A 13202-nucleotide genomic window follows, 5' to 3' on the forward strand; every position below is an offset into this window, starting at 1 on the left:
AACCTCCCCTGAGCCCTGTCGAATCACGCGGCTCGCGGCGTAGCATCGCGGTACGCCGGAGTCCCTCCGCGGCCTCCGGTTCCTCCGAACCGACGAGAGCACGGGAGATCCAGATGGACACGATGGACATGATGAAGTCGATGGACATGGGCGAGATGACCATGGACATGGATGCCATGCAGGAATGCATGCAGTCGCTCAACGCGTGTGCGATGGCCGCGGCGATGTGCGCCGGCAGCGACATGATGCACGGCGCCGAGATGGCCACGTGCTGCGCCATGTGCTCGAACATGGTCGAGATGGCGCAGGCGACGATGCACATGATGATGCGTCCCGCCGGCATGAACATGGACGTGATGAGCGCCATGATGACCGCCTGCATGACCATGGGCAAGGCATGCGCTGCCGAGTGCCGTGCGCACGGCGACATGGACGAGATGTGCCGCTACTGCGCCATGGCCTGCGACGACATGGTCATGAAGTGCGAGGCGATGATGGCCTCGATGACCGCCTGAGTTCTCTTCTTCGCGCGGCCGCTGACGTGTCGTCGGCGGCCGCTCGGCTTTTCAGCCATCAACCAGGGAGCGGGCGAGGTGCTTCTCAGCGCGATGCTCGCGCCGGCCGAGCGTTAATCGCGCGGAAGATCAGGTAGAAGCTCGACCAGAGCACGAATCCCACAAACAGAAACAAGCTGATAACAAGAAGAACGCCAGCGGGAGTATCTATCGCAAACCATCCGCTGAGAAAAAGGGCAGGCAACACGGTCACCGCCATGATCGCGAAGTGAAGAATTGACTGCCGTCGCAGCGACCAGCGGTCGATCTGATAGATGACCGAGGTACCGGCAACCGCAGCGCTTATGACGGCGACCGCGAGCGTCGCGCGTCCGTTCTCCGCTTGCCCTTGAAGAAGGAGCGCACTTCCGATTCCGCCCATGATGACGAGCGGGATGCCACCTCGAAGGGCGGCCTGCGCAATGGGGCTCATAATCACGAGTCAATCACGGGCCTCGGACTCAAACCCGCAACCGCGACAAGCATCAACTCAGTCGCGACCCGACTTCGCCAAGGCGCAATCGCCTGCAGCGGTTCGCGAAGCACCACCCACCGAACTCACGTCGACGGGCGCTCCGTTATGCGGCGCGCGCGGTCGTGATGATCGCGGACGCGCTGAGCAGTTCGGCGACCGGGTGGTACGCCACCGGCTCCCCCGCCTCGATATCGACGGCCGGACCGACGATCCGCAGCTGAACCGTTGTGCCGTTCAGCAGGGCGACCGTTGCGGTCGAGCCGTTGGCCTCGATGACGAGGCCGTCCCACCAGGCAGACGGGTTCGAGGCTGCCATGCAGCGCTGGATCGGGTGGACTGTCGACGAGATCGTGCGGGACATGGCTTCACCTGCCTTCGGAGGGGTTGGTGAGATGAAGCTACGGGATGCCGCGGGGGCGGGCGATCTGGGGCGTAGCGGGGCGTAACACCGCACATGACGACGTAGGTCAACGACAGAGTCCGGGCGTCACTCGGCGACGATCCCCCCGTCGTCGTCGAAACGAACACCCTCGGCTTCGAGCCGCTCACGTGCCGCGTGATGCACGACGCCGCGCCGCCGCGGATCGGTCTCCAGGAGACGTAACAGCGTCTCACGCGTGGTCGACGGATGCTCGGCCACGGCGATCCTGACGCTCCAGAAACGGTCGTCGGCGAAACGATCCAGCACGGCAGCACTGGCGTTCGGATTCAGGGCGGCGACGTTGCGGATCGCCTGGTTCGGATCGGTGAAGAACGGCTCGAACTCGTCATCGGAACTCGCCGCCGACGCCCGCGCGTACCGGCGCTCCTCGTCGGCTCTTTCCTTCGGAGTCTTGCGCTTTCCCATGTCGATCCTCTCCGTCTGCGTCGTGTTCCCGTGACAAAGCCCGCGGCTCGCGACCGGGGCCGGCGGGCTCACCGTCGTCCTTGCCGCACACCGTTCAGCGACCACGTCGCCCTCGCGATCACGACGATAGCTCCCACCACCGACACCCGGGAGGCTGGGGCAGCACGCCGAGGCGCACGCTGGTGGCGAAAGTCGAAGGCGCATGGACACGCCGAGCGGCGCAACGCCTGTCACGTGTGGCGCGCGTCGGCTCCCTCGAGCAGAAGGTCGTCGTAGATCCGCAGGGCGAGCGCCACCTGCAGGGGATCGACTCCCCGCGCTCCCACCGAGGCCTCGAACCGGTCTACGCGCTGGCGCACCGTATTGCGGTGGACGCCGAGCTGCTCCGCCGTGCGCACCGCGTTCTTGTCGGCGGCGTAGTAGGCCGCGACGGTGTCGCGCATCACGCGCGCCTGCTCGCCGGCACCGGCGTAGTCGCCCAGAACCTCGCGCACCCACGTCGCCGTCGCCGTGGCATCCTTCGTCAGCAGCTGGACCAGCGCGACCTGGGGGTCGGCGTACGACACCACCGCTCTGTCCCGGTAGCGGGGCGACGACAGCGCCACGAGCCGTGCGATCGCGGCCTGCTCGTGCGTTCGGCGAAAACCCTCGACGTCGTGGCCCGGCTCGCCGAGGGCGGTCCGCACCCCGGGCACCGTCGCCACGAGTTCCTCCACCCGTGCCAGTGTTCCCGCGTCGAGCCGAGCCCCGCCGAACCATGCCCAGGCCGTGGATCGATCGACCACGGTGATGAGCGGCGCGGCGGACGAGTGCACCACCGTGGCCAGTCGGCGCAGCAGGAGGTCGATCTCGTGCTGGCGCGCCGCGTCTTCGGCATCCACGTCGGACCAGGCCATCACCCCGAGGTGCGTCTGTGCGAGCGTGTATCCGGTCTCCGAGACGAACCCGCGGATCGGCAGCGAGTCTCCGCGCAGCACCTTGAGGATGATGCTCGCGTTGAGGGTCGCTCGGGTGGTCCACCAGCGGCGACGCTCCTGCTCGTGCACGCCGGTCACGAGCTGCAGGATCCAGTCGATGTAACGGTGCACGACGTCGGCGATGTCGCGGACGACGTCGATCTTGACGCGATCGCTCACGCCGAGGCGCTCGGCCTCGTCCATGCCGAGCCGCAGGAACATGCTCTGACCCAGGTAGTAGGCGCGCGTCAGTGCCGCCAGGGGCACATCGCGCTGCGCGAGACGCGCCGCGTACTCGACGGCGGCCGTGGTCGGCTGCAGGCTCTCCAGATCGATGCCGTTCGCGAGGATGTGGCAGATCGTCGTGACGTTGCCCTCGATGCTCGCCTGCAGCATCTCGACCAGCTGGGGGTCGCCGCCCAGGTCGTCGATGCGGGATGCCAACAGGTCTCGCATCTCGCGGACGATCTCGGGCATGCGCAGGTCGAGCTGCCGCGCGACGAGCGCGAGGAGCTCGGAAACGTCGCCCGTGTGCTCTTCGGCGGAACCGGATGCCGTCGTCACGCGGGCTGCGCCTCCCTGGCCCGTCTCGCGGGCGCAAGGCCCCGCAGCGCGCGCCGGGCGGCGTTCACGCCGCACAGCCCGTGGATTCCCGGCCCCGGCGGCGTCGCAGCGGAACAGAGGTAGAAGCCCGGCACCCCCGTATCGTACGGCTGCGCCGAGATTCGCGGGCCGAGCATGAACTGCAGCGGTGTCTTGGCACCGGTGAGGATGTCGCCCCCGACAAAGTTCGGGTTGCGCTGGCTCCACTCCGTCGCGGTGATGACCCGCATCGCCCGGATGCGGTCGCGGAAGCCCGGCGCGAACCGCTCGATCTGCGACACGACGGCGTCGGTGGCATCCCCCGTGTAGCCGGCGGGCACGTGGGCGTACGCGTACAAGGGGTGCACATTGCCCACCGAGCGCTGCGGATCGGCGACGTGCTGCTGACCCAGGAGCACGAAGGGACGTTCCGGCATCCGCCCCTCGGCGACGTCGCGTTCGACGGCCGCGATCTCGCGCGCCGACCCCGCCAGGTGCACGGTGCCGGCGCGGCCGGTCTCTTCCGCTCGCCACGGCACGCCGCCGGCGACCGCGAACTCGACCTTGAAGGCCGCGGGTCCGGGGCGGAAGCGGCGGAACGCCTCGGCGATGCGACGGGGCAGGCTCCCCCCGAGGATCTCGGCGACGGCGTGCGGGTGCACGTCGAGCATCGCGACGTCGTGCGGGGGCAGGTCGCGCCGGGATCGTATGCGACGACCGGTCTCGAACGTCACGCCACGCTCACGGAGCCGGGAGATGACGGCCGCGGTGAGCGTTCCCGTTCCGCCTGCGACGACGGGCCACCCCACGGCGTGTCCGGCGGTGATGATGCCCGCGCCGATCCCGCCGACGAGCGGCTGGTCGAGGCGTTGGAACGCGTGAGCCGCGACGCCCAGGAACAGAGCACGGGTTCGCTCCTCGGCGAAGGCACGCGCGGTCCACACCGGGGGCAGCGCGGCAGCGGCGCCGAACCGCGCGAGCAGCAGGGGGTGACGAGGGATGCCGACGAGGGGGCGGAGGATGTCTTCCGACAGCGCCGCGAACGAGCGCGACGAGGGGCCGAAGAGGGTCTGCCACCGCCATCCGTCGGCGCCGAGGCCGGCCGCGGTCTCGACGATCGAGCGACGGAGCAACACCACGTCGCCGTCGTCGAGCGGGTGGGCGCAGTCGATCTCGGGGAGCACCCAGGGCGATTCCGGTAGGTCGAGGTCGGCGAAGTACGGCGAGCCGGCCGCCATCGGGTGGACCGCGGCGCAGTGGTCCTGGATGAGCCCCGCGAGGAGGGGCTCGCTGTTGCGCGCCCCTCCCCCGAGTTCGTCCGCCGCCTCGACGACGTGTACGTCCAGGCCCGCGGCCGACAGGGTCGCGGCAGCGGCCAGCCCGTTGGGACCGCTGCCGACGACCACCGCGCGCGTCACTTCGGGACCCGCTCTCCCCGCCTGCGCGAGACCGTGCGGACGTTGTTCGTCACGTCGGCCACCTGGCCCGGGGCGTCAGCGCGCCAGGAGCGCTCGAGCGGGATGGGGCCGTCCGCGAGCCACGGCTGGGCCGCCACGGCATCCGCGACGCGCCATCTTCCCCGCTCGATGACGCCGCGTGCCGCATCGATCACCTTGTACTCCTGGAAGTCCGCGTGGATGGCCTGGGACTCCACCCATACCACCACGAACTCCCCGGGCGCGAAGTGGCAGCGGCTCTGCAGGGCACGGATGAGCGACTCGTCGTGCAGGTGGCCGTCGCCGAAGTTGAAGCCGATCACCGAGTTGCAGGCGAATTCGCCCTCGCGGATCGTGCGGGTCTCGATGTCGGGCAGCGCCCGGTAGAGCACCGAGAAAAGTCCGCGACCCTGGCTGTGCATCGAGCGCCACGCAAGCGTCTGCTGCATCGTGATCTCGGCGATCTCGGGGGCGTAACCCAGCTGAACGAGCTGATCGACCTGGTTCGACGTGGGCCGGATGACGGCATCCAGCTTCTGCTCCGCCCCCGGCGTGAAGGTCCACAGCGCCGACGCCCAGTTGCCCGCGTACTGACGCATCGACGGCAGGAACGAGACCTTGTCGGGGCGGAGGTTGCCGAGCGCGGGGAAGAACAGCAGGGCCGCGACGATCCCGGCGAGCAGCCACCCGTTCGAGAAGTCGGTGACCGCGTACCCCGCCTGCGCGGGGAAGCCGAGGAAGAGGAACACCGCGGCGTAGCAGAACAGGGTGTTCCACTCCAGCGGGACGGCGAGCGGGAAGGTCGAGAAGATGAAGAGGTGGAAGCCCACGATGAGGACGACCGCCGCGAGCGTCACCCAGAAGTTCTGCGAGAACAGAAGCACGAGCGGAACGGCGATCTCGACCGTGGTCCCCATCGCGTGCGCCATGAAGTGCGCGAGCTTCGACGGGCGCACGTCCCGAGGGAACTCGCGGTACAGGGCGCGCTTGAGCCATCTCGGCGGCCAGAACGGGGTGTTGCTGAGCATCGGCGGGATGACGTTGACGAAGTGCCTGCCGAACTTCGAGATGCCCGCGCACACCCACACGGCCACGATGAGCAGCTTCAGCGCGATGATCATGTCGACGAACGACAGCACCGAGAAGAACACCAGCGCCGGCAGGTACTGCTCGATGCGCGAGGCGACCGCGATCGTCTTGTCGCGCACGCCCACGATCACCAGCAGCGCGATCGCGACGATCACGGGGGTGGTCTGCACCAACCCGCTCGTGTTCTCGGGAAGCGCCGCGGCGAGCGCAGGGGTCACCGTGCCGGGGAGCACGAGCGCCGTGGCGAGCGCCGCGAGGAACCCGAGGTAGACGACGACGTCGAACACGGTCCGCGTGTCACCGGCCGTTCCCGGCACCCAGGCCCACGGTCGTAGCCGGATCGTGCCCGGTCGCGCCCAGAACTGGATGCCACCGGTCATGGGCTTGAACTTGCCCGCCGTCGGCCCCCACGATCCGGCGAGGCCGATCGCTTCGAGCAGCATGGTCCAGATGATCGCCTTCTGGTAGACGATCGGCTGGTTCCACCACTGGTCGACCTGCCAGAACCATCCCACGCCGCTCGTCGCCGTGATGACGATGCTGCCGATGAAGAGCCACAGCACGGCGATCTTCACGAGGTAGGTCGCGGCGATCATGCGGGGCGATCCGAAGCCGTACTCCACCCAGTGCAGAGTCAGGGCTTTGATCCGCTCGCGCAGTGGCTGGTGCAGGAATGTGCTCGTGTCGACGGGCGGAAACTCCGCGGTTTTGAATCCCATGATCAACTCCTTCGGTGACGGGATGGGGGAAGCGAAGAGGTCAGGCGGTGGCCGCGGCGAGTGCGCGGCGCATCGCGGGCTTGTCGACCTTGCCGACCGGGTTGCGCGTGAGATCCGTGACGATGCGGATCTCGGCGGGCACCTTGATCTTGGTGAGGCCCTCGGCGCAGTGGGCGCGGAGCTGATCCTCGGTGACGACCTCGCCGGGGTGCAGCACGACATCGGCGATGGGGACCTCGCCGTACACGGGGTCGGGACGACCGATGACCGCGGCCTCGAGCACCGCGGGGTGCGTGGCGAGGAAGCCCTCGATCTCTTTGGGGTAGAGGTTCTCGCCGCCGCGGATGATCATGTCCTTGGCCCGATCGACGAGCGTCAGATAGGCGTCTTTGTCCAGGATGCCGATGTCCCCCGTGCGCAGCCATCCTCCGCGCATCACCTCTGCCGTGGCATCCGGTCGTCCGAGGTACCCGCGCATGACCGTGGGGCTGAGGATCGCGACCTCCCCCCGCACGCCCGGGGGCACGAGACGGCCCTCGTCGTCGAGGATGGCGATCTGCTGGCCGGGGAGGGCACGACCGACGGTGCCCGGCTTGCGCTCGCCCCACAGGGGGTTGCACGCCGAAGCGCACGTGGCTTCGGTGAGGCCGTAGCCCTCGAGGATCGGGATGCCGAATCGCTTCTCGCTGAGGGCGAGGAGCTCGGGGCTGGCCGGTGCGGCACCGCAGATCGCCAGGCGCAGCGAGGGCAGGCGCGGAATCTGTTCCCGCGGGACCTCGGCCAGTCTCGCGAAGATCGCCGGCACCGCCGAGAAGTAGGTGGGTCGATAGCGCTGGACCGCGTCGAGGAACGTGCCCGGGGCGAAACGTTCCAGGATCGACACGCTGCCGCCCGCGCTGATGGGGGCGAGGAAGCTCACGCAGAGCGAGTTGACGTGGAAGAGGGGCAGGACGAGCAGTGCCTGATCGTCGGGTCCGAGCTCGATGTGGCGGCGGAGGGAGGCGGCCATCGCGCTGAGGTTGGCGTGATCGAGCATGACGCCCTTGGGTTGGCCGGTCGAGCCGCTCGTGTACACGAGCAGGGCCAGCGTGTCGGGGGTGATGGGCGGATCGTCGATGGATCCGTCGGGGATGCGCGCGAGATCCGCCGGCGCCAGCGTCTCGACCTCGACCGCGGGGGCGCTGGCCGTCACGAGCAGGCGCGCACCCGAGTCGTCGAGCTGGTAGCGCAGCTCCCGTTCCGTGAACGTGGGGTTCACCGGCGTGACGGCTGCGCCCACGCGCCAGGCGCCCAGCATCGCGGCAAGGAACGCGACCGAGTTCGGCAGCATGATCGCCACCACGTCGCCGCGTCCGATGCCGCGCGCGGCGAACTGCTCCGCGCACGCGGCCGCCCGCCGTTCGAGTCCGCTGTAGCTGAGTTCTTCGGTCACGTCACGCACAGCGGGCCGACCGGTCCCGGCTGAGGGGCTCCGCCACGGCAGATGCGCGAGGCCGGACACCGAGAGCGGTGTCGTGGTGCGAGTGTCGAGTTCGTCGAGAGACATCGTCGTTCACCTCCCCGCGCCGACGGCTGCGTCGGACGCGATTCGAGCGTTCTGGTGCGCGTCTTCGCGCTCCCCTCACGCTAGAAAGGTCGGCCGGGCAGCACAGTGGCGCGGGTGGCGAACTTCACACCGGGGAGTGTGCACGGTGCACGGATGCCACGGTGCGTCGGCGGGGAGGAATCCCGGCCCATCGGCTTCAAGCTGTCGGGAGGGTGGTCGTCGTTCTTGGGCGGACGAGCACAACCCCGTCGGGCCCGTCGCAAAGCGCGTCCCGAGCCATTTCTTCCCGCGCTAGCCTCGGGGCATGACCACGCGCGATGCGTCGGGGCGCTCCGTCGACGAGGCCCAAGACGCCCTCCACGAAGCCATGCGACGCAGCGACACGGATGCCTTGCGGAACGTGCTCTTCGAGGGTCTGGCATTCGAGCTTCCTGATGGCTCGGTGACCGACCGCGAAGCCGACCTCAACGCCCACTCGACCGGAGCGGTGCGCTTCGAGCAGATACTCGAACTGCACCGATCGACGCGAGAGCACGCGGGGAGGGCTCGGGTCGACTCGTTGGTCGACGCACGGCTGATCGACGACGGTCACCGCATCGAAGGAAAGATGAGCTACCTCCGCTATTGGTCGATCATCGATGGGCGGTGGCAGGTCGTCGCCGGCAGCGTCCAACCGGTGCCGTGAGTCGGGTGTTGTTCATCGGAAGCGCAGTGATCACGATCGGAGCGGTGATGTATCCGCGAGGTCGTTCGGGCACACCGCCGACGTGATTCGGCCGGTCGCGGGAGGCATACCGCTCTTCACGGCGCAGGCAGAATCAAGGGATGCCACCTCTCTCGCCCGATCCCCCACTCCCCGACTGCGACGTCTGCACGTCGGTCGCTGAGTACCGGATGAGCTACGGCCAGCGCGAGCTGGACATTCGCGTCACCGAGGACCGGCTCGCCGAGCGACTGGATGACGGGCGCATGCACGTCCTCCGCGCCGACGTCCCCCTCCGCGACATGATGCCGCTGGCGGAATCCGACCTGAAATACACGATCGTCCTCTTCGCGCAGTGCGCCGCGTGCGGAACGACCTGGTTGTACGGACTGTGTATTCGCGGCCGGCCGGCGTACAAGCCGGTGGAGGCGGGGACCGAGGAGAGGTGGCCGTGGTCTTCGGTGCCGGAGCGGGAACGCTGGGCGCGATGACGTGCGCCCGGATGCCGAGGGGTCAGCGGATCCTGCGGTGACGGCAGCGGCCCGGTCTACGGTGAGAGGCGTGCAGTCGCTCGGAATCGTCGCCGTCCCCGAGACGCTCGACGCCCCGATCGTGCTCATGACCCGCACCGTCTGAGCCCGCCCTCGAAAGGTCAGAAGATGCCCTCCGCCGTCACGCTCATCCATTCGACCGCCCTCTCCGGCCGCGCGGAGTATGCGTACGCCGCCACCGCTCCCGCTGAGGCGCGGCTGATCTTCCTCGCCGGTTCCTGCCCGCTGAACCTCGACGGCACGACCGCCGGCATCGGCGATTACGCAGCCCAGGCGGCCACGTGCGTCGAGAACATGACGATCGCACTTCGCGAGGCGGGCGCAGGTCTGACGGATGTCATCAGTACGCGTGTTCTGGTGGCCTCCACTCGCCAAGCCGACCTGGTGTCGGCGTGGGAGGTCGTCCGGGAGGCGTTCGGCGAGCATGACGCGCCGAGCACACTCCTCGGTGTCACCGTGCTGGGGTACGACGACCAGCTTGTGGAGATCGAGACGGTGGCTGCGGTGGTCGACTCCGGTCCGCGTGACTGACCCCACCGCACCCATCGACGCCTCGGCATCCGGAGAACACTCGGTCACCTTCCACGGGAAATGCCACACTGACAACGTGGGGATCAGGGGAAAGGGGCGATGGCCGCGCTCAGGCTTCGGCTGGGGCTGGCTCATCCTCAGCCTCGGCGCGATCGTGGCGAGTGGCACAACCGTCCTCTTCTCCATCGCCTTTCTGGGCGCGGAGTGCCATCATGCGGGCACCAGCTGGGGCAACAACAGGGCATTCTTCTGCCGCGACGTGATGGGGGGCTTCGCGGCTTCCGCGATGCCGTGGGTTGCCCTGGTGGCGGTGAGCGTTGCCATCATCGCGGGCCTCGTGGGCGGAACCACGACGATGGTGCGTCGCGGCCGCCGGGTGCGAGGCGCCTGGCTCACGTCAACCGCCCTCGCGTACGCCTTTCTCACCGCGGGAGCGACCTGGGCCCCGAACTCCGGCTCGGTAGGAGTGGACGTCGCCTTCTCCGTCTTCCCGCTCACGGCGCTGATAGCCACCGGGCTGCTCGTCGTCTGGGTGGGCATCACCGGCGGTCTGGGGATACTCGTGCTCGTGGCGCGGGCGCGACGTGCTCGTCCGGTTTCGGACGTCGTCGCGACGGACATTTCCTCCTAACGGCGGGCCGAATGCCGTCCGGGGGGCAGCGGCACGGCCGAGCTCGTGGCACCTCTCCGCGACGCCGCAAGCACCGCCGCCAACCCCTCCCGCAGATCGCGCACGAACTCCCCCGGCCCCTCCAGCGCGGGGAGCTGAGGGCCAGCAGTTCTCAAGCGAGATCCGCCCAGCGAGCCTTTACCTCGATCCATCCGTCGCCGCGTTGGTAGACGGACGGTAAAGACTTGCGCCACCAACGACATGATGCATGGCCTTCGTTTGCGTGAGCCTGGCGAGAAAGGATTCGAGTGCGTGCCGGAGAAGATACTCCTGCGTCGCCACCGGAGCGCCGTTCCTGGCACCCGAACGCGCGAACGCCCGCACCGCTCGGAAAACCTCAACACCGCTCACGCGAGAATCTCGAGTGCGTCGCGTACAGGCTTGGTGCTCCGAGGAAGGGCTCGAGCCACTTTCATCAAGGTCGCGGGCTTCCCTCCGCGTCGCAACCACTCTTTCAGCGCGTCGCGCGGAATCTCATAACCCGTGTCGGCTCGTAAGCGGAAGCAGTCCACGATCGTTCGTTCGGGCGTGTAGATGCCGATCCGCTGAGTGCTGCCGGGGATGACGACTTCCTCTCGCTCCAACAAGAAGGTGCCCGCATCGAACCGATGCCACTGGATGGCACTTTCTGACGCGGGAGCGCGGGTACCACGAGGAATAGCAACGTCGAGTGCGTCGGGTATGACATCAGTGAGGTCGTAGTAGGCGAGCGCCGAAACGAGGCAGATGGTCGCCTCAGGACGTCGGGCCGATGCTTCGAGCTGGTCCCAGTCCGTTGCGGGCGCGCCTTCGGGGAGATAGACGCCTCGAGCGATCCGCACCCATGCTCCCCTGTTCGCGCTGCGGTAGAAGCCGCTGCGGCTGCCCTTCGCGCGCGTAGCCGAGTTCGGCGTGACAAGTTGCACTGCTCCTCCTCGGTGATACGAAACGTATACAGGTAATATTACCTGGTAACGATCCGTCTCACAGGTTCGTAAGAGGGAATCCTCGCGCATCCTGATCCAAGGCCGCAGCCACAGCCCCACCGCAGGAACCGTCACGCGTTCACCTTCGACTCTCCGCCGCCCGCACGGTGCATCGACCGCGATCCCGCTTATACGATCGCCCGAAAGCATCACGGCCGCAGCACCAACGACTCAGGCGCGCGAGAGCGGAAGAACGAAGGGCGACAACTCAATGTCGAGATCATCTCTGCAACCGAGGACGCCGCTCCTCATCATGGTGGGGATCCATGTCGCGGCACTCATCGTGTTCGTGATCTTGGTGGGCGTCGACACGAGCCAACCGTCAGGAACTCCGGGTCGATTCTCCGCCGCCGCCGGATGGTTCCTGGCGGGCATCTTCCTCGCCCCGCTCCTCACGATAGGCGCGATCATCTGGTCGATGATTCTCCGTCGACGCGCTAAGACGACTGCGCCGCCCAGCCGAGCATGGAACAGTGTCCAAGCCGATCAGCCCGCCCGCGCGGAATTACCGCGAGTAGCGCCCACGCACTCCGAGAAACCCCTTGGGCCTCGCGTAGACGCAGATCGGTCCAATCGCACCTCGTACGCGACCCGCGCCGAAGCTCGCGCCGCTGCTGCGGCGAACAAAGCGGGGGCCAACGGCATGGTCGCTCGTGGCGCCGGCCCCACCCCTCCCCCATCCGCGCCACGCGAAGCTCTGCCGACGTCGAACCGCGGTTCCTACATGCTGCTCGGCAGCGACAAGTACAAGTCAACGGAAGTCGAGGGAGAGTTCGCCAGGACCTCCGAGATCGCCGCCGTGGTCAAGACTTTGACCGGTCGAGCCCTCCGCCTGGATCACGAGGTCGAGATTCCCGACGTCCCCGCCGTACTGCGAACGGAGCCCGAGAACCGCTACCACCGTCGCGCCATCATGGTCGTCGTCGAGGGCTCACACGTCGGTTATCTCGCGCGAGACGACGCCGACCGCTATCACGCAGCCATCAGCCGAGTCGAACGAGCCGGGTACGTGCCCACGACTCGCGCCCGGCTCTGGGCTGTTCAACGGCGCGGGTGGGATGAAGTCAAGAAATTGCATGCTCGGGTCTCACTCGCTCTGAATGAGCCGCATCTGCTTCACCCTATAAATGAGCCACCAAGCGTTTCCTACTCTCTCCTCCCGTGGGGAAACGCCGTCCAGGTGACGGGGGAGGAGAACCACCTCGAGGCAATCTCACCGCACGTCAACCCGGGCTCCGAAAGCATCGCGATCGGCACCCTCCATCGCGTCGAGACGACGAGTGCGCGCGGAATCGTGAAGCACACAGTCGAAGTGCGAATCGACGGCCGTGCCGTGGGGTCACTCACCGCGACGACCAGCCCGCACTTCTTGCCCACCATCGAACATCTGGAAAGAGACGGGCTCGTCGCTGCGACGTGGGTGAAGGTCAAGGGATCCGCGATCGCCGCGCAAGTCACCGTCCAAGCTGCGCGCGCACCGGAACTCCCACCAGAGTGGTTCGCCGGCCCCACCACCATCCCGTCTTTGTCCTGACTGAGTCAGCAGCTGCGGTTTCGGGCTAAATGCCATGCAGGAAA

At 67.8% G+C, this 13202-nt stretch carries 14 protein-coding genes; 6 read left to right on the forward strand and 8 right to left on the reverse strand.

Annotation, left to right across the window (positions count from 1 at the left end; translation table 11 throughout):
- The first annotated feature begins 113 nt into the window (after positions 1-113).
- The gene (locus DEU35_RS03310; protein WP_246077929.1) at positions 114-515 is read left to right on the forward strand and encodes an aldehyde dehydrogenase; all 402 of its coding nucleotides are present in this window, start codon (positions 114-116) and stop codon (positions 513-515) included.
- Positions 516-600: 85 nt separating this feature from the next.
- On the opposite strand, the gene DEU35_RS03315 is transcribed toward DEU35_RS03310, so the two are convergent.
- From DEU35_RS03315 to DEU35_RS03345, 7 genes are all read right to left on the reverse strand, one after another.
- Positions 601-987 carry a DUF3021 domain-containing protein gene (locus tag DEU35_RS03315; RefSeq protein WP_103207080.1) on the reverse strand — a complete coding sequence of 129 codons (387 nt, stop codon included), beginning with the start codon at positions 985-987 and terminating at the stop codon, positions 601-603.
- 145 nt (positions 988-1132) lie between these two features.
- The gene (locus DEU35_RS03320; RefSeq protein ID WP_246077928.1) at positions 1133-1345 is read right to left on the reverse strand and encodes a nuclease; all 213 of its coding nucleotides are present in this window, start codon (positions 1343-1345) and stop codon (positions 1133-1135) included.
- Positions 1346-1516: 171 nt separating this feature from the next.
- Complete coding sequence (locus DEU35_RS03325) at positions 1517-1876, reverse strand: hypothetical protein (protein ID WP_116238608.1); 360 nt, start codon at positions 1874-1876, stop codon at positions 1517-1519.
- Positions 1877-2106: 230 nt separating this feature from the next.
- On the reverse strand, positions 2107-3396 hold the full coding sequence (locus DEU35_RS03330; RefSeq protein WP_116238609.1) for a CdaR family transcriptional regulator: 1290 nt from the start codon (positions 3394-3396) through the stop codon (positions 2107-2109).
- Complete coding sequence (locus DEU35_RS03335; protein ID WP_116238610.1) at positions 3393-4832, reverse strand: NAD(P)/FAD-dependent oxidoreductase; 1440 nt, start codon at positions 4830-4832, stop codon at positions 3393-3395. Before DEU35_RS03335 ends, DEU35_RS03330 begins: the two co-directional genes overlap by 4 nt.
- Complete coding sequence (locus DEU35_RS03340) at positions 4829-6658, reverse strand: DUF3556 domain-containing protein (RefSeq protein WP_116238611.1); 1830 nt, start codon at positions 6656-6658, stop codon at positions 4829-4831. Before DEU35_RS03340 ends, DEU35_RS03335 begins: the two co-directional genes overlap by 4 nt.
- A 40-nt stretch (positions 6659-6698) precedes the next feature.
- Positions 6699-8204 (reverse strand): class I adenylate-forming enzyme family protein, encoded by a 1506-nt coding sequence (locus DEU35_RS03345; protein ID WP_116238612.1) that lies wholly within the window; start codon positions 8202-8204, stop codon positions 6699-6701.
- A 304-nt stretch (positions 8205-8508) separates the two neighbouring features.
- Between DEU35_RS03345 and DEU35_RS03350 the strand changes: the two genes are divergently transcribed.
- The 4 genes from DEU35_RS03350 to DEU35_RS03365 all read left to right on the forward strand — a co-directional run bounded on the left by DEU35_RS03350 (position 8509) and on the right by DEU35_RS03365 (position 10620).
- Complete coding sequence (locus DEU35_RS03350; RefSeq protein WP_103206650.1) at positions 8509-8889, forward strand: nuclear transport factor 2 family protein; 381 nt, start codon at positions 8509-8511, stop codon at positions 8887-8889.
- A 140-nt stretch (positions 8890-9029) separates the two neighbouring features.
- Positions 9030-9398, forward strand: coding sequence for a hypothetical protein (locus tag DEU35_RS03355; protein WP_147301823.1), 369 nt, complete (start codon positions 9030-9032; stop codon positions 9396-9398).
- Between the two features lie 168 nt (positions 9399-9566).
- Positions 9567-9989 carry a RidA family protein gene (locus DEU35_RS03360; RefSeq protein ID WP_116238614.1) on the forward strand — a complete coding sequence of 141 codons (423 nt, stop codon included), beginning with the start codon at positions 9567-9569 and terminating at the stop codon, positions 9987-9989.
- Positions 9982-10620 carry a hypothetical protein gene (locus DEU35_RS03365; RefSeq protein ID WP_116238615.1) on the forward strand — a complete coding sequence of 213 codons (639 nt, stop codon included), beginning with the start codon at positions 9982-9984 and terminating at the stop codon, positions 10618-10620. Before DEU35_RS03360 ends, DEU35_RS03365 begins: the two co-directional genes overlap by 8 nt.
- Before the next feature lie 386 nt (positions 10621-11006).
- Here the strand turns inward: DEU35_RS03365 and DEU35_RS03370 are convergent, their stop codons facing one another.
- Positions 11007-11564 (reverse strand): hypothetical protein, encoded by a 558-nt coding sequence (locus DEU35_RS03370; RefSeq protein WP_116238616.1) that lies wholly within the window; start codon positions 11562-11564, stop codon positions 11007-11009.
- A gap of 784 nt (positions 11565-12348) precedes the next feature.
- Here DEU35_RS03370 and DEU35_RS03375 point away from each other — a divergent pair.
- A complete protein-coding gene (locus tag DEU35_RS03375; RefSeq protein ID WP_116238617.1) occupies positions 12349-13158 on the forward strand; it encodes a hypothetical protein in 810 nt (269 codons plus the stop codon).
- The last annotated feature ends 44 nt before the right edge of the window (positions 13159-13202 follow it).

Origin of the sequence: Microbacterium sp. AG157, from assembly GCF_003385695.1 — a bacterium.
Classification (GTDB): domain Bacteria; phylum Actinomycetota; class Actinomycetes; order Actinomycetales; family Microbacteriaceae; genus Microbacterium; species Microbacterium testaceum.